14 protein-coding genes are annotated in these 15,955 nt (G+C 63.4%); 8 read left to right on the top strand and 6 right to left on the bottom strand.

The features are described 5' to 3' along the window. Positions 1-18 precede the first annotated feature (18 nt). Entirely contained in the window at positions 19-552 is a 534-nt protein-coding gene (locus ABUH87_RS06480) for a nuclear transport factor 2 family protein (RefSeq protein WP_367771430.1), read from the top strand. 8 nt (positions 553-560) lie between these two features. On the opposite strand, the gene thiD is transcribed toward ABUH87_RS06480, so the two are convergent. Genes thiD through glmM form a run of 3 tightly spaced genes read right to left on the bottom strand, consistent with a single transcriptional unit; the run spans position 561 to position 2,924 of the window. Continuing rightward, a complete protein-coding gene (gene thiD / locus ABUH87_RS06475) occupies positions 561-1,322 on the bottom strand; it encodes a bifunctional hydroxymethylpyrimidine kinase/phosphomethylpyrimidine kinase (protein WP_367771426.1) in 762 nt (253 codons plus the stop codon). Further along, the gene (locus ABUH87_RS06470) at positions 1,319-1,546 is read right to left on the bottom strand and encodes a DUF1272 domain-containing protein (protein WP_367771423.1); all 228 of its coding nucleotides are present in this window, start codon (positions 1,544-1,546) and stop codon (positions 1,319-1,321) included. The genes thiD and ABUH87_RS06470 overlap by 4 nt, the downstream gene beginning before the upstream one ends. 37 nt (positions 1,547-1,583) lie before the next feature. Continuing rightward, on the bottom strand, positions 1,584-2,924 hold the full coding sequence (gene glmM, locus ABUH87_RS06465; RefSeq protein ID WP_367771420.1) for a phosphoglucosamine mutase: 1,341 nt from the start codon (positions 2,922-2,924) through the stop codon (positions 1,584-1,586). A 99-nt stretch (positions 2,925-3,023) separates the two neighbouring features. On the opposite strand from glmM, the gene ABUH87_RS06460 reads away from it, so the two are divergent. Beyond that, the gene (locus ABUH87_RS06460) at positions 3,024-4,295 is read left to right on the top strand and encodes a dicarboxylate/amino acid:cation symporter (protein ID WP_367771417.1); all 1,272 of its coding nucleotides are present in this window, start codon (positions 3,024-3,026) and stop codon (positions 4,293-4,295) included. A gap of 10 nt (positions 4,296-4,305) precedes the next feature. On the opposite strand, the gene ABUH87_RS06455 is transcribed toward ABUH87_RS06460, so the two are convergent. Next, positions 4,306-4,914 (bottom strand): HNH endonuclease, encoded by a 609-nt coding sequence (locus ABUH87_RS06455; protein WP_367771414.1) that lies wholly within the window; start codon positions 4,912-4,914, stop codon positions 4,306-4,308. 161 nt (positions 4,915-5,075) lie between these two features. On the opposite strand from ABUH87_RS06455, the gene gluQRS reads away from it, so the two are divergent. From gluQRS to ABUH87_RS06435, 4 genes are all read left to right on the top strand, one after another. After that, positions 5,076-5,921, top strand: a complete 846-nt coding sequence (gluQRS, locus tag ABUH87_RS06450; protein WP_367772160.1) for a tRNA glutamyl-Q(34) synthetase GluQRS — start codon at positions 5,076-5,078, stop codon at positions 5,919-5,921. Beyond that, positions 5,918-6,148: a hypothetical protein gene (locus ABUH87_RS06445; RefSeq protein ID WP_367771411.1), complete on the top strand. Its 231-nt coding sequence runs from the start codon at positions 5,918-5,920 to the stop codon at positions 6,146-6,148. Before gluQRS ends, ABUH87_RS06445 begins: the two co-directional genes overlap by 4 nt. Positions 6,149-6,151: 3 nt before the next feature. Next, positions 6,152-6,721 (top strand): cob(I)yrinic acid a,c-diamide adenosyltransferase, encoded by a 570-nt coding sequence (locus ABUH87_RS06440; RefSeq protein ID WP_367771408.1) that lies wholly within the window; start codon positions 6,152-6,154, stop codon positions 6,719-6,721. A 140-nt stretch (positions 6,722-6,861) separates the two neighbouring features. Then, a complete protein-coding gene (locus ABUH87_RS06435) occupies positions 6,862-7,731 on the top strand; it encodes a 3-hydroxyacyl-CoA dehydrogenase family protein (RefSeq protein ID WP_367771405.1) in 870 nt (289 codons plus the stop codon). Positions 7,732-7,779: 48 nt separating this feature from the next. Here ABUH87_RS06435 and mutS read toward each other — a convergent pair whose 3' ends face one another. After that, positions 7,780-10,359 (bottom strand): DNA mismatch repair protein MutS, encoded by a 2,580-nt coding sequence (gene mutS, locus ABUH87_RS06430; protein ID WP_367772157.1) that lies wholly within the window; start codon positions 10,357-10,359, stop codon positions 7,780-7,782. 141 nt (positions 10,360-10,500) lie between these two features. On the opposite strand from mutS, the gene ABUH87_RS06425 reads away from it, so the two are divergent. Further along, positions 10,501-12,762: an NADP-dependent malic enzyme gene (locus ABUH87_RS06425; protein WP_367771402.1), complete on the top strand. Its 2,262-nt coding sequence runs from the start codon at positions 10,501-10,503 to the stop codon at positions 12,760-12,762. Between the two features lie 150 nt (positions 12,763-12,912). Here ABUH87_RS06425 and ABUH87_RS06420 read toward each other — a convergent pair whose 3' ends face one another. Beyond that, complete coding sequence (locus ABUH87_RS06420) at positions 12,913-13,677, bottom strand: sulfite exporter TauE/SafE family protein (protein WP_367771400.1); 765 nt, start codon at positions 13,675-13,677, stop codon at positions 12,913-12,915. Between the two features lie 226 nt (positions 13,678-13,903). Here ABUH87_RS06420 and ABUH87_RS06415 point away from each other — a divergent pair, with 226 nt between their 5' ends. Next, a complete protein-coding gene (locus ABUH87_RS06415) occupies positions 13,904-15,946 on the top strand; it encodes a TonB-dependent receptor domain-containing protein (protein ID WP_367771398.1) in 2,043 nt (680 codons plus the stop codon). The last annotated feature ends 9 nt before the right edge of the window (positions 15,947-15,955 follow it).

Raw genomic sequence — 15,955 nt, 5'->3', positions numbered from 1 at the left:
CCAAAAGGGAGAGCGCGCGTGGACCTCGACGACAACCGACGGCTGCAGGAGTTGTGGGATCATCACCAAATTCGCCAGACGCTCGCCATGTACTGCCACGGCTGCGACCGCGCCGACATAGCGGAAATGGCGAGCGTGTACTGCGAAGAGTCGTGGGACGATCACGGCCCCAACAAGTGCGATGGTCGCATGTTCGCCAAAGTCATTCTCGAGCAGGCGCGCCAAACCACGCGGGTCGTCAGCCATCAACTGGGACAGTCGCTGATTCGCGTCTTCGGCACTGGTGCAGCGGCGGAGACCTATTTTGTCGCGACCCTCATCAGCGACAGCGATGAAGGCGAGCGTATGACGCAACTTGGCGGCCGATACGTTGATACGCTGGCCCGCGAAGATGGCGGGTGGAAGATCAAGGAAAGGCTTTGCGTTCGGGACTGGTCGAGCACCGGACTGATAGACCCAGGCTATCTCGCGAAGTCCGGATTCATCGAGGGTAGCCGGGGTGGTGCAGACGTCTCTTGGGACCGGCTGCGCCTTGTGCCCGAGACGGCGTAAGCGATTGATCAGAGGCGCACGGCCTGGTGGCCCATAGGCCCGTGCCCGGCCCCAAATCCAGGAGCAGCCTCAAGAGCAGCGCGCACGAATGCACGCGCTTGTTCGACCGCCGACCGAAGGTCGACGCCTCTGCCGAGGCTCGTGGCAATCGCGCTCGACAACGTGCACCCAGTGCCGTGGCTATGGCGCGTAACGATCCGTGGCGCCCGCCACTCGATCGGCGACTGACCGGCGTTTAACAGGCGATCCAAAACCACAGCGCCAGGGGCATCGCCCCCTTTCGCAAGATAGGTCACGTTTCTGAGGGCCATCGCTTCGGGGCCGCCCAGCGCCGCGAGTTCGGGCACATTAGGAGTGGTGAGCGCCGCAAGCGTCATCAGCCGTTCGAATGCGGCGATCGTCTCCTTGTCCGCGAGCACCGAGCCGCTGCTGGCGATCATGACCGGGTCGAAGACGACCGGAACGGAAAGCGCCTCCAGCCGATCTGCCACTGCGTGTGCCACGGCGGCCGAGCCGAGCATGCCGATCTTTACGGCATCGACGCCGATGTCTGAGATGCAGGCGTCAATCTGGGCTGCCACCATTTCGGGCGAGATGACATCCACGCCCGTGACTCCCAGCGTGTTCTGAGCGGTGATGGCAGTGATTGCGGTCATCGCGAAGCCGCCCATCATTGTGATCGTCTTGATATCCGCCTGGATGCCCGCTCCACCCGAACTGTCGGAACCGGCGATGGCGAGGATGCGCGGCGGCCGTTGGGCCTCTGTCATGCGGATTTGAACCGGCGTTGTGACGAAGGTGGATTGTCCGCGTGGTGCCGCTTGGCCCTTGTCGGCCTGTCCACCAGTTCGCCTCTGCAATTGGGGCACAGATCGTCAAGCGCATCCGCGCATTCGGCACAGAATGTGCACTCGAAACTGCAGATGAACGCGCCGGGGTGCTCGGCTGGAAGGTCCACACCGCACCGTTCGCAATCGGGGCGCATCTCCAACATCGTCTTCAGCGCTCCTTCCGCGCTTTGGCAAAGGACATCACGCCGCTACTTTCTCGACAGCGGCGCAGATCGAGGCCACAGCCGCTTCGACGTGATCGGCGTCGTCGCCTTCTGCCATGACACGGATGACCGGCTCGGTGCCCGAGGGGCGGATCACCAGGCGTCCGCTGCCGTTCAGCGAGGCTTCCGCATCTGCGATCGCAGCCTTCACACTGTCCGCCTCAAGCGGCTTTCCGCCGGCGAAACGCACGTTTCGCAACAGTTGCGGAACCGGATCGAACAGGTGCAGCAATTCGCTCGCACGCTTACCTGACTGCACCAAGGCGGCGAGCACCTGCAGCGCCGCGACCGTGCCGTCGCCCGTGGTTGCGTGATCCAGCAGGATCATATGACCCGACTGTTCGCCGCCCACGTTGTATCCGCCCTTGCGCATGGCTTCGAGCACGTGACGGTCCCCCACCGCAGTACGCACGAGATCAAGACCGTGCCCGCGGAGGAAGCGCTCAAGCCCCAGGTTGGACATGACCGTGGCGACGACACCACCGCCTGCGAGCCTCCCTTGTGCCGCCCACTCACTGCCGATCAGCGCCATGATCTGATCCCCATCGACGATCTGGCCCTTTTCATCGACCACGATCAGGCGGTCCGCGTCACCGTCCAGCGCGATGCCGATATCCGCCCCAGACGCGACCACAGTCTCCTGCAGCGCGGCGACGTGGGTCGACCCGCAGTTCAGGTTGATGTTCCTGCCGTTCGGCTCGACTCCCAGCGCCACCACTTCGGCGCCGAGCTCCCAGAACGCGGAAGGGGCGACCTGATACGCAGCGCCGTTCGCGCAATCGAGCGCGATCTTGAGACCATCCAGCCGGATCGCCTTGGCCAGCGATTGCTTCACAGCGTGAATATAGCGTCCGCGTGCATCCTCGATCCGGCGCGCTCGGCCGATCTCCGCAGAGGGGGCAAGCCCGAGATCCTCACCCAGCATGGCCTCGATCGTCAGTTCGTCTGCGTCGGAAAGCTTGAACCCGTCAGGCCCGAACAGCTTGATGCCGTTATCTTCATAGGGATTGTGGCTTGCGGAAATCATGACGCCCACGTCGGCCCGCAGTTCCTGCGTCAGCAGCGCGACGGCAGGCGTGGGCATCGGACCCAGCAGCACGACGTCCATCCCGACTGACGTAAACCCGGCGACCATGGCGTTTTCCAGCATATAGCCGGACAGGCGCGTGTCCTTGCCGATGACGACGCGGTGGCGGTGATCCCCGCGCAGGAACCGCGTACCTGCCGCCTGCCCCACTTTCATCGCCGTGACTGCCGTCATCACGCCTGCATTGGTGCGGCCGCGAATGCCGTCGGTACCGAAGAATTGCTTGGCCATGTGCGCTCCTTACCTGCGGCTCCCTAACACTGATGGCTCACAAATTGCTATGTCGCGAACGGCTGCTAGAAGCATTCTTTCGAGACCTCCAGGAGCAGTATGACCGCTGAGAGCAGTGCGACCCGCATGCCGGAAATACGCGTCCCCGCCGGCCTTACCTTCCTTGGTCTCGGGCTGGGGCTCGTTCTCGGCTGGGTCTTGAGGACCAGCCCCAGCGCAGCACCCATTCAGGCAGTGGCCGGACCGATCGGCAGACTGTGGCTTCAGGCCCTTACGATGACCATCCTGCCCTTGGTCGCGGCGCTGCTGTTCAACGGTGTGGTGGAGACGATCGCGGCCGCCAGAGGAGGCACCACGGCAAGGCGTGCACTCGGGCTGATTCTCGGGATCCTGGTTGCCAGCGCAGCTCTGGGCGCAGTCCTGACGCCGCTGCTGCTCCGTTTCTCTCCGGTGCCGCCCAATGCAGCGGCCGCCATGGGTGCGCAGAATGCCGATCCTGGTCCAGTGCCCGGCGCCGCCGACTTCCTGGCATCGCTGATCCCGGGCAACATCGTGGCGGCGGCCGCCGAAAACGCCATGCTGCCGGTGATCGTGTTCTTTGCGCTCTTGGCCGTGGCTTCCACCCGACTGGCGGAAGCTCCTCGGCGCAGTCTCGCCGTCTTGTTCGAGGCCATAGCCGGAGCCATGATGGTGGTGATCGGCTGGGTCCTCGCAGTTGCTCCGGTCGGCGTTTTCGGCCTCGCCTTTGCCGTCGCGGTCAGCAGCGGCGGTGCGGCCATCGGAGCGCTGGCGCACTACGTCGTAATCGTCACCTGCGTTGGCAGCGTCATCTTTCTGGGCGGATACGCGCTCGCCGTGTTTGCGGGAGGCCGCTCACCGCTTGCGTTTGCGCGCGCGATGCTGCCGGCTCAGGCCGTGGCTTTTTCCACCCAGTCGTCGCTCGCCAGCCTCCCTGCGATGCTGGTGTCCTGCCGCAGGCTGGAACTGCGGGAGAGCACGAGTGAGTTCGTACTACCCTTGGCGGTCGCGCTGTTCCGCTCGACTGGCCCTGCCATGAACATGGCGGTGGTGATCTATGCAGCGCACCTGACCGGTGTGACGCTTACGCCCACGGCCCTTGCCGTGGGGGCTCTCACGGCATTTGCAACGACTTTCGGCGCCGTCTCGCTTCCCGGCGCGATCAGCTTCGTGACTTCGGCAGGCCCGATCGCGATCGCCATGGGTGTTCCAGTGGAGCCGCTCGCCCTGCTGGTCGCCGTTGAGATGCTCCCGGATCTGATGCGCACGATCGGCAATGTCACCATGGACGTCGCGATCACGACCGTTGTGGACAGACACGAAGAAGAGCCGGCAGCCGAAACGGTGCACTAGCCTCTGCGTTTTATGCCTCCAGCTCCACGTCCCAGTAGAGCCAGTCCCGCCAGGTCTCGTGCAGGTAATTGGGCGGAAAGGCGCGGCCGCGCTCCTGGAGTTGCCAGCTTGTTGGGCGGATCGGATTGACGATCGGCGGCATCTTGGCCTGCTTCGGCGTACGGCCGCCTTTCTTCATATTGCACGGGGCGCACGCCGTGAGGATGTTCTCCCAACTCGTGCGCCCCCCAAGGCGCCGAGGCACGACGTGATCGAACGTCAGGTGGTGCTGGCTGCCGCAGTACTGGCAGCTGAAACGGTCCCGCAGGAACACATTGAAGCGCGTGAACGCCGGAAACTCGGAAGGCTTCACATATTGCCGCAAGGCGATGACCGAGGGGATCTGCATCGACCAGCTTGGCGAGTGCACAACCCGCTCATAGGAGCTGACGATATCGACCCGCTCAAGCACGACAGCCTTGATCACCGTCTGCCACGGCCAGAGACTAAGCGGATAATACGAGAGCGGCGTGTAGTCTGCGTTCAGAACGAGAGCAGGACAGTCGGCAAGACTTCGGGAGGGATCCTCCTCGGCGCTGCGGAAACGAGCCGCGCGCTCAATCAGCTCCGACTTGAGCATGGCCTCCTATTGCAGGCCGACATTGCGGTTTGATGGCAAACCATGATGGCTTTTCCAGCACCTAAGAGAATTCGCGTCAAGCCATGGATTCGCAGCGGCAGTCACAATCCACAAGACGACACGCCTTGCGGCCCCCGCCTGCACGGGTAGACCGGTTCAAGATGGTCCGCACGCGCTTTGCCCCCAGCCCCAATGGCTCCTTGCACCTGGGACACGCGTACGCAGCTGTCACGGCCCACGACATCGCGCGATCACGCGGCGGCACCTTCCTGCTCAGGATCGAAGACATCGACGGGGAGCGAAGCCGGGCTGAAGCCGTCACGGAGTTCATGGAAGACCTTGCGTGGCTGGGCCTGGCCTGGGACGAGAAGGCGGTGTTCCAGTCGCAACGCCTTGCCAGCTACGCCGCCGCGGGTGAGCGGCTCAAGGACATGGGACTGCTCTACCCTTGTCACTGCACGCGCAGTGAAATCGCCGAAGCGGCAGCAGGACGAGGGCCGGACGGTCCGATTTATCCCGGCACCTGTAAGCAGCGCGACGTCGACCCTGCCGGCGCCGCCTGGCGGATCGATATGGAGCGGGCGATCACGCTTGTGGGCCCTCTGCACTGGATCGACGAAAGAGCAGGCCCGCAGCTCGCCACGCCGCAGATATTCGGGGACGTGGTTCTCCTGCGCAAGAATCTGCCGGCGAGCTACCATCTCGCCGCGACGCTGGACGATGCGACCGATGGCGTGACACTCGTGACACGCGGGCTAGACCTGTTTCCCGCAAGCCACGTTCACCGCCTGCTCCAGGCGCTGCTCGATCTGCCGGTCCCCACCTGGCATCACCATGACCTGCTGGTCGAGCCCGATGGGCGCAAGCTCGCGAAGCGGCGCGGAACGGCTTCGGTGGCAGATCGTCGCCGAGCGGGAGAGGACGGCAAGGCTCTGGCCGCTGCCCTCAGGGACGGGCGGCTCCCGGCTGGCATTTCTGTGTCAAACGCCTTACATCACGAGACATGACCTATATCCTTGTCCCTATCATCATCGCGCTGGTGATCATGGTGGTGGTGAGCCTCGTGCGAGGCATCGTCGCCTTCCTCAAGAGCACGAAGATGGATCTTGAACGCGACTCGGGCGCGAGTGCAACCGAGATGCAGCTTATGCAGAACAAGATGATGTTCGCGCGCATCAAGTACCAGGCGGCCGCAGTGGTTGTCGTCGCGGTACTGCTGGCGGCATCGCGCTAAGCCTTGGTCCGCCTCAACCGCATCTACACCCGTACCGGAGACGACGGCACGACCGGCCTTGTCGATGGCTCTCGTGTGCCCAAGCATGCCGCGCGCATGGAAGCGATTGGCGCCGTCGATGAAGCGAACAGCGCGATCGGTCTGGCAGTCTGTGCGCTGCAGGGCAGCTCCCATGCTGACACGCTCACCCGGATCCAGAACGACCTGTTCGATCTGGGCGCCGATCTCGCGACGCCGGGCGAGGATTTCACACCCGGTGAAATGACGCTTCGCATCGTTGCCTCTCAGGCGGAGTGGCTGGAAGGCGCGATTGATGCGCTGAACGAAACGTTGGAACCGCTGCGCAGCTTCATCCTCCCGGGCGGAAGCGAGGCCGCTGCGCGCGTGCATATCGCCCGCGCGTCCGCCCGAAGGGCGGAACGTGCGGCAACTGCCCTGGCCGCCAGCGACCCGGTGAACCCTGCCGCCCTGGCCTACATCAACCGGCTGAGCGACTATCTCTTCGTCCTGGCGCGCGCCATCAATGCGGGCGCGGGCGGAGACGTGCTCTGGGTACCCGGCCAGAACCGCTAGGCTGGCTAGGCTAGGCTGCACCGCTCAAGCACCAGCAGGTAGCCTGCCTTGCTTGTGTACGCGCGCATCTGACTGCCGGTTCCCTTGCCGGAGCATTGCCGCTAGTCAGCCCGCGAACAGTTCAGCAAGGGAGGCTTGGCGTGCAGACAGTCGCGATCATCGGTGCGGGTATCATGGGAGCGGGCATCGCCCAGACCGTCGCATCCAAGGGCATGAATGTGATCTTGTCCGATGTCTCGGTTGAACTCGCGGAAAAGGGCAAAGCGGGCATCGGCAAAAGCCTTTCAAAGCTGGTCGCAAAGGAAAAGCTGAGCCAGGCGGATGCTGACGCGCTGCTGGGCCGCATCTCCGCCGTGGGCGATTACGCGCCGATGGAAAAGGCCGACCTCATCATCGAGGCCGCGACCGAGCGCGAGGACATCAAGGCCAAGATCTTCGAAGCCGCCGGCAAGGTTCTGGGCGCGAATGCGATCATGGCCTCGAACACCAGTTCCATTCCGATCACCCGGATGGCGGCCAACTCGCCTGATCCGACGCGCTTTTGCGGACTGCACTTCTTCAACCCGGTACCCGTCATGGGCCTGGTAGAGGTCATCCCCGGCCTCGCCACCTCACAGGACACCATCGATCGGATGAAGGCCTTCGGTGAGAAGCTCGGCAAGACCGTCGTGCTCGCCGGCGATGCCCCGGGCTTCGTCGTCAACCGCATCCTGTGCCCGATGCTGAACGAAGCGATCTTCGTGCTGGGAGAGGGGCTGGGCTCCGTAGAGGACATCGATGCTGGCTGCAGGATCGGCCTTAACCACCCGATGGGGCCGCTGACCCTGTGCGACTTCGTAGGGCTCGACACCCTTTACGAGATCATGAAGGTCTTCCACGCCACGACAGGCGACCCCAAGTATCGCCCGGCGCCGCTGCTGCAGAAGTACGTCGAAGCGGGATGGTACGGCCGCAAGACCGGCAAGGGCTTCTACGACTACTCGGGTGAGAAGCCGGTTCCCACACGCTGATCCGCTGGTCACAGCTCCTCTCGCCCGTTCCCCGACGGGCGAGAGAGGTCACTCGGCCACTGCCTGCAGCTTCAACTCGTAAAGCAGGTCCAGTGCCTCGCGCGGACTGAGCGCGTCGACGTCGATACCCTTCAGGCGTTCGCGCAATATGTCACAGACTTCCTCGCGCGCTGCTTCAGCCGCGGCGAAGAGAGGAAGATCACCCAACCCGGCCGCGAGGCCACCTGTTTCGGCGCGGCCTTTCTCCAGCTTGTCGAGTACAGACTTGGCGCGCGACACGACTTTCGCCGGTACCCCCGCCAGCCGTGCGACAGCGAGCCCATAGCTGCGGTCCGCCGGACCCTCGGCCAGTTCATGCAGCAGCACAAGCTCGCCCTTCCACTCGCGGGCACGGACATGGTGCAGGGAAAGCGCATCGCAGGTCTCCGCCAGACGCGCCAGTTCATGATAGTGCGTTGCGAACAGGCAGCGGCAGCGATTTGTCTCGTGCACCGCCTCGGCCACGGCCCATGCCAGAGCGAGGCCATCGTATGTGGATGTGCCACGTCCCACTTCGTCCAGAATAACGAAGCTGCGCTCGGTCGCCTGCGAGAGGATCGCGGCTGTCTCCACCATTTCCACCATGAAGGTCGAACGCCCCCGCGCCAGATTGTCCGAAGCTCCCACGCGGCTGAACAGGCGATCGACCAGGCCGATGCGTGCAGACTGGGCAGGGACAAAGCTTCCGGCCTGGGCAAGCAGCACGATAAGGGCGTTCTGCCGCAGGAAGGTCGACTTACCGCCCATGTTGGGGCCACCGATGAGCCATAGCCGGTCCTGTGGCGAAAGACGGCAGTCGTTCGCCACGAAGCGATCGCTCTGAACGGCAAGCGCAGCCTCCACCACGGGGTGTCGCCCCCCCTCGATGGAAAGGCAGGGTTCCTCCACAATTTCGGGCCGCGACCAGCCGCCTTCGGCAGCCCGCTCCGCCTGCCCCGCGGCCACGTCTATCCGAGCAAGAGCGGCTGCCGTCGCCGCTATCGCATTGCGCGCCTCGACGACCGCCGTAACGAGTTCCTCGAAATGCGCTTCCTCGGCGGCGAGCGAGTGAGCGCCCGCTTCCGTGATCCGGCTCGCTTCCTCGTGCAGCGCCAATGCATTGAAGCGCATCGCACCGGCCATCGTCTGACGATGCGTGAAGCCGCTGTCCGGCAGGAGCAGCTTGTCGGAGTGGCGCTGGGGAACCTCGACGAAGTAGCCAAGAACGTTGTTGTGCTTGATCTTCAGCGCCGCGACGCCGGTTTCTTCCCGGTATTTCGCCTCCAGTGCGGCGATCGCCCGGCGCGCGTTGCCTGCGGTCCTGCGCAGTTCGTCCAGCGCGCCGTCATAGCCTTCCGCTATATATCCACCTTGATTCCGCTCGGTCGGAGGCGCCGGCACGAGTGCGCGCGAGAGCAGGTCCACCAGAGCGCCATGACCGGCAAGGGCGGGCAAAAGGCGCGTCAGGAGGACGGGCAACTCATCCTTTCGTACAAGCCGCTCATGCAGCGTGCGCGCGCCGCCAAGGCCGTCACGCAGCTGCCCGAGATCACGCGGGGAACCCCGACCTGCGACCACCCGGCCAAGAGCACGTCCAATGTCGGGCATGGAACGCAGGGATGCTCGCAAGTCCTCACGCAGCAGTGCATCCTCGTGAAGCCATCCGACGAGTTCCAGCCGTTCCGCGATCTGCTGTCGGTCCAACAGCGGCGCTGACAGATCCTCCGCCAGCTGACGCGCCCCGGCGCCTGTCACGCAACGGTCGACGGCATCGATCAGGCTCCCCTTGCGGCCGCCCTGCGCAGACTGCAGGATCTCCAGACTGGCTCGGGTAGCCTCATCCATTGCCAGGGCAGCGCCGCTTGCCCGCACTTCGGGCGGAAGCAGCAGCGGCAGTTTCCCGCGCCCGACGTGGTCAAGATAAGCGATCAGCCCACCCGCGGCAGCCAGCATGGTGCGCGAAAACACCCCGAAGCCGTCAAGCGTGGCAACAGAGTGGATCGCCTTCAGCCGGGCCTCGCCGGCATCGCTGGCGAACTCTCGTGCTGGGCGCTCAATAGCGTCATCCGGCAAATGCTCCCAACCTTCTGGCGCCACCAGCTCACTCGCCCCCAGGCGCGCAAGGGCCGCGGCCAGCCGATCCGGCGCGCATTCCTCCAGTTCCATCCGGCCTGTCGAAATGTCGCACGCCGCGATGCCCACCTGCCCGCGCAACTCGCACGCAGCCGCGAGTATGTTGGCCCGGCGCGGCTCCAGCAGAGCCTCCTCGGTCAGAGTGCCCGCAGTGACGAAACGGACAATGTCACGGGCGACAAGCGCCTTGGAGCCGCCCCGCTTCTTGGCTTTGGCAGGACTCTCCGTCTGCTCAGCAATCGCGACGCGGCAGCCTGCCCGGATCAGCCGGGCAAGGTAGCTCTCTGCCGAGTGAACCGGAACGCCGCACATCGGAATAGGCGCCCCTGCATGTTCGCCGCGGCTGGTCAGCGAGATGTCGAGGATCGCAGCAGCCTTCTTCGCGTCGTCGAAGAACAGCTCGAAAAAGTCCCCCATGCGATAGAAGAGCAGGCAGTCGCCCGCCTCCTCCCGCAGCGCGAGATATTGAGCCATCATGGGAGTCGGAGCTGCAGCATCTGCCATCGCCCGCACGGTTAGCGTCCTCTGCGGCGATTCGGAAAGCATGGCAGGCCAGCTTTCCCCTACCAAGAGTGGCTAACATTGGTTAGGGGCAGGCGCGTTTGCGGGAGATTGCGCGTGTCCGACGAGAACCGGGTCCAGTTTACCGAGCGCGAGGCGCTCTTCTATCACCGGACCATCCGTCCTGGTAAGATTGAGATCATCGCTTCCAAGCCGATGGCGACCCAGCGCGACCTGTCACTCGCCTACTCTCCTGGCGTCGCAGTTCCCGTGCAGGCGATCGCCGATAATCCCGGCGATGCTTACGAGTATACCGCCAAGGGCAACCTTGTCGCCGTCATTTCCAACGGCACCGCCATTCTGGGCATGGGCAACCTGGGCGCACTTGCCTCGAAGCCGGTGATGGAGGGCAAGGCGGTGCTGTTCAAGCGCTTCGCCGATGTCGACTCGATCGACATCGAGCTCGCCACCGAAGACCCGGAGGCCTTCATCGAAGCGGTCGCGCTGATGGAGCCGAGCTTCGGCGGCATCAACCTTGAGGATATCAAGGCGCCAGAGTGCTTCATCATCGAGCAGGCCTTGCGCGAACGGATGAATATTCCGGTCATGCATGACGACCAGCACGGCACCGCGATCATCGCGGCGGCGGGCGTCCTCAATGCCTGCTTCATCACCGGCCGTAAGCTGGAGGACGTGAAGGTCGCGGTGAACGGCGCGGGCGCTTCTGCGCTTGCCTGCACGGCACTCATCAAGTCGATGGGCGTGCGGCAGGAAAACGTCACCATGTGCGACAGCAAGGGCGTGATCTATAAGGGCCGCGCCGGCGTCGATCAGTTCAAATCGGCCCACGCCATCGAAACGGACGCGCGCACGCTGGCGGACGCGATGAAGGGCGCGGACATTTTCCTGGGACTGTCCGTCAAGGGCGCGGTCACGCCTGAGATGGTCAAGGAGATGGCGGATCAACCGATCATCTTCGCCATGGCCAATCCCGATCCCGAGATCACCCCGCCCGAAGTCATGGGGGTCCGCCCGGACGCGATCGTCGCAACCGGCCGTTCGGACTATCCGAACCAGGTCAATAACGTACTCGGATTCCCCTTCATCTTCCGTGGGGCGCTCGACGTGCGGGCCACGGCGATCAATGAAGAGATGAAGATTGCGGCGGCCCGCGCCATTGCGGAGCTTGCCCGCGAACAGGTGCCGGAGGAAGTTGCGGCGGCCTACGGGAAGAATCACCAGTTCGGGCGCGACTACATCATCCCCGCCCCCTTCGATCCGCGGCTGATGGAGCGCGTGCCCTCCGCCGTTGCTAAGGCCGCGATGGAAAGCGGCGTAGCGCAGACGCGGATCGAAGACTTCGACGCCTACCGTCACGCGCTCAAGAGCAGGCTCAATCCCACCACGTCCGTCCTCACCAACGTCTATGCCCAGGTCAAGCAGGAACCGAAGCGGGTGATCTTTGCCGAGGCCGAGCATGAGGTCGTTCTGCGCGCGGCCATCCAATATCGCGATTTCGGCTATGGTGAGCCGGTGCTCGTCGGCCGCACACAGGCCGTCCTCGACAAGATGGCAGAGCTGGGCGTCTCCGATCCGGAGACCTACCAAATCGAGAACTCGCTGGGATCCGAACATGTCGAACCCATGGTGGAGATGCTCTACGAGCGCCTGAAGCGCCGCGGCTATCTGGAACGCGACGTGCGCCGCATGGTCAATCAGGATCGCAACGTCTTTGCATCGGGTCTCCTGAAGCTGGGCGTGGGCGATGCGATGATCACGGGCATGACTCGACCGTTCGCACAGTCCATGAAGGAAGTGCGGCGCGTACTCGACCCGAAGCCCGGCGCGCTGCCCTTCGGCATCCACATGATCGTGGGCAAGAACTACACTGTGTTTCTTGCCGACACGACGATCAACGAACGCCCGAGTTCGGAAGATCTGGCGCTTATCGCCCGCGAAACCGCTAGCGTGGCCCAGCGTCTGGGCCATGAACCGCGCGTAGCTTTCCTCTCCTACTCGACCTTCGGCAATCCCTCGGGACGATGGCTCGACAACATTCGGGGTGCCGTGCAGATCCTCGATGCGGAAGAGCAGAACTTTGAGTACGAGGGCGAGGTGGCGCCTGACGCTGCGCTCAACCCGAACATCATGAAGCTCTATCCGTTCTCGCGCCTCTCGGCCCCAGCGAACGTGCTGGTGATGCCCGGCCTGCAGTCTGCGAATATCTCGGCAAAGCTGCTGCGGGAACTCGCCGGGGCGACAACGATCGGCCCCATGTTGATCGGTATGGAAAAACCGGTGCAAGTGGTGCCGATGACCGCGATCGCCCCTGACGTGCTGACCAGCGCCGTCCTCGCTGCTGCCGGCGTCGTCGGCTAGGGCATCTTCTTCAAGATGACCGTTGCCGGTCGACGGTTCGATACATGAGGCGAGGAAATCTGGAGCGTCTCCGCTCAACGTGGAGACGCTCCAGCCCTGCTGCTTGACGCGAGCCCGCTCGGACCAGGCCTTTCAGAACCAGGCCTTCTTTCAGAACCAGGCCTTGTAGATCCCGAATGCGCTGGTCAGTGTGAGCACAACGCCCACCATGATCAGCATCGGCTTGGCAGGAATGTGCTTCGCAGCCCACGCTCCAATCGGAGCCGCCAGCACGCCACCCACCAGCAATCCCAAAGTTGCACCAGCCACGTCGGCGATGCCCAGGTGCAGGATAAATGCCAGTGATACCGTCAGGGTCAGGAAGAACTCGACCGAGTTAACGGTCCCTACCACCTTGCGGGGATCAGCACCCTGGATCAGCAGGTTGGATGTGACGACTGGCCCCCAGCCTCCGCCGCCAGCGGCATCCAGGAACCCTCCGACGAGGCCCAAGGGCGCGATGAGCTTCGCCTCCTTCAGCTTGGGGGGATAGAGCAGCCCCCGTATGAGCAGCCAAATGCCGATCCCGGTAAGATAGAGCAGCACGAAGGGCTCTACCAAACTGGCGTCGAGCGAAGACAAGACATAGGCGCCCAGCACCCCGCCGATGATCCCGGGAACGAGCAGGCACAGGAACAGCCGCTTGTCGATGTTCCCGTGCAACAGGTGACTGATGCCCGAGACACCTGTGGTGAAGCATTCCACGAGGTGTACGCGCTGCGAGGCCAGAGCAGGCGGCACGCCAAGCACACCCACAAGCAGCGTGTTCGAGATGACGCCGAAAGCCATTCCCAAAGCGCCGTCCACCACCTGGGCAGCAAATCCGACCGCAACGAACGGCAGAATTGCTGACGCATCGAGACTGGCAAAGTCCATACACAGGTGCTCCCTCTAATTGTCCACCTATATAGTAGAATATCTGCACTGAGCTCCAATGCATTTATGTTGTACCTCCACAACCGCCGCTATCAGCGCCCCCGTGTCTGGAAGGGATAGGCCGTCGGGTCCGGCTTACCCCCGAATAGCCATCGTCTCATTCTCACTTGCACAACGATATATCATCACATAGAGGGGCCGCACCCATCGGTAGAAGGTCGTCTCAGTGAACATTCGCAGCATCCTGTTTTCAGCCGTGTCGTTGTCCGCGCTCCTGCCCCAGGTCGCAAAGGCCGATCAGGGCGGCAATGCCGGCGCCGGCGATATCATCGTAACGGCCTCGCCTCTTGGGCAGCGTGCAGACGAGACCGCGACCCCGGTTCTGACGATCACCGATGATGAACTTGTGCACCGTCGCCAGGCCACCTTGGGTGAAACCCTCGCCGGTCAGCCCGGCATCAACTTCGACAACTTCGGCGGCGGCGCAGGGCGGCCGGTCATACGCGGCCAGACGGCACCGCGCGTGCAGACGCTTGCGGACAGCTCTAACCTTCAGGATGCCTCCACGATCTCGCCGGATCATGCGGTCACAACCGAACCTCTACTGCTGCGTGGCATCGAAGTCCTGCGAGGACCGGCAGCGCTGATCTACGGTGGTGGTGCCATCGGAGGCGCGATCAACCTCCTGGATGAGAAGGTGCCTACCAGCCTTCCGAACGGAGGGATCACCGCAGCTGTCGAGGGGCGGCTGGGCACCGCGGACGACGAGCGTACCGCCGTGGGAGGCGTTACCGTTGCAGTCGGCCCCATCGCACTCAGAGCAGAGGGCGTCTACCGCAACACGAGTGACTACCGCGTTCCCAGCGCCTTTGGCGAAGATCGTGTGGACGGCTCATTCAATGACACGAACACCGTCAGCCTGGGCGCGTCATGGGTGGGCGACGGCGGCTATCTGGGCGTAGCCTACACACGTCAGCGCAGCGAGTACGGATTGCCCGGACACGAGCATGATTACGAGAGCTGCCATCCGCACGGCACCAGCCTGCACTGCGGCTCACATGGCGAGGAAGAGGAAGATGGTCATGACCATGAGCATGGCCACGAACACGATGAAGTCCCGATCGTAAAACTTCGCAGCAACAGGTTCGATATCCGCAGCGAGTACCGCGACCCGCTTCCTGGTTTCGAGAAGGTGCGGTTCCGGATGTCCTTCACCGACTACGAGCACGACGAGATCGAAGAGGGCGAAGTCTCCACCACCTTCAAGAACAAGGCGCACGACATCCGCTTCGAGCTGACACACAAGCCTGTTGCAGGACTACGTGGCGTTCTGGGTGTCCAGCACTCCGAAAGTGACTTCAGCGCACTTGGCGAAGAGGCATTCCTGCCCCGGAGTGAAACCCGGAACACTGCGCTCTATCTGATGGAAACGCTACAAGCCGGGCCGGTCCGCTTCGAGCTTGCGGGCCGCCAGGAGTGGCAAAGCATCGAAACTACCCTGAACCGCCGTGCGGAACACAATCCCTTCTCCTTCTCGGGTGCGGCAGTGTGGTCGATCAAGGACGACTATTCACTGGCGCTCTCGCTGGCGCGGTCCCAGCGCGCTCCGAACGCTCAGGAACTCTACGCGCGCGGCGTTCACCTGGCGACCAACACTTTTGAGCTGGGCTCAGCAACGCTCGGCAAGGAAACATCGCGCTCGGTGGATCTGACCTTTCGCAAGACCGATGGCGCCACCACCTTCACCATCGGCGCTTACCACCAGGACTTCGACAACTACATCTATGCAAGCACTCTCGACCGGTTCGAGGACTTCCGGCTGATCCGTTACAGCGGGGTCGACGCGACGTTCTCAGGCGTGGAGGGAGAGGTGCGGCACCAATTCGCTCCTTATTTCGCGGCCGCAGTCTTCGGAGACTATGTGCGCGCCAAGATCAAGGATGACGGAGGCAACCTCCCGCGCATCCCGGCGGGGCGACTGGGCGGAAGGCTTGATGGAGACTTCGGGCCGCTCTCTGCCGACATCGAGTACTTCCACGTCTTCAACCAGGACAAAGTCGCGGACTTCGAGACGCGGACGCCCAGTTACAATATGGTGAACGCGACCATGGCCTATCATCTCGATCTTGGCGCCGAGAAGCGGGCAGAAGTATTCCTGAGGGGTACAAACCTGACTAACGAGCTCGCCTTCAATCACGCATCTTTCATCAAGAATGCGTCACCGCTACGAGGACGGAACGTCGTTTTGGGAGTTCGGGCTGGCTTCTAACGCGCCCGA

Source organism: Novosphingobium rhizovicinum, from assembly GCF_040813635.1.
Taxonomy (GTDB): domain Bacteria; phylum Pseudomonadota; class Alphaproteobacteria; order Sphingomonadales; family Sphingomonadaceae; genus Novosphingobium; species Novosphingobium rhizovicinum.
This window is presented reverse-complemented; position numbering and strand designations above follow the sequence as displayed.

Excerpts from the sequence above, each read along its gene's own strand:
- ABUH87_RS06460 (WP_367771417.1), top strand. The coding sequence starts at position 3,024 with ATGACCGCTGAGAGCAGTGCGACCCGCATGCCGGAAATACGCGTCCCC.
- ABUH87_RS06470 (WP_367771423.1), bottom strand. The coding sequence starts at position 1,546 with ATGTTGGAGATGCGCCCCGATTGCGAACGGTGCGGTGTGGACCTTCCA.
- mutS (WP_367772157.1), bottom strand. The coding sequence starts at position 10,359 with ATGATGGCTCAATATCTCGCGCTGCGGGAGGAGGCGGGCGACTGCCTG.
- ABUH87_RS06445 (WP_367771411.1), top strand. The coding sequence starts at position 5,918 with ATGACCTATATCCTTGTCCCTATCATCATCGCGCTGGTGATCATGGTG.
- gluQRS (WP_367772160.1), top strand. The coding sequence starts at position 5,076 with ATGGTCCGCACGCGCTTTGCCCCCAGCCCCAATGGCTCCTTGCACCTG.
- thiD (WP_367771426.1), bottom strand. The coding sequence starts at position 1,322 with ATGACAGAGGCCCAACGGCCGCCGCGCATCCTCGCCATCGCCGGTTCC.
- ABUH87_RS06455 (WP_367771414.1), bottom strand. The coding sequence starts at position 4,914 with ATGCTCAAGTCGGAGCTGATTGAGCGCGCGGCTCGTTTCCGCAGCGCC.
- ABUH87_RS06420 (WP_367771400.1), bottom strand. The coding sequence starts at position 13,677 with ATGGACTTTGCCAGTCTCGATGCGTCAGCAATTCTGCCGTTCGTTGCG.
- glmM (WP_367771420.1), bottom strand. The coding sequence starts at position 2,924 with ATGGCCAAGCAATTCTTCGGTACCGACGGCATTCGCGGCCGCACCAAT.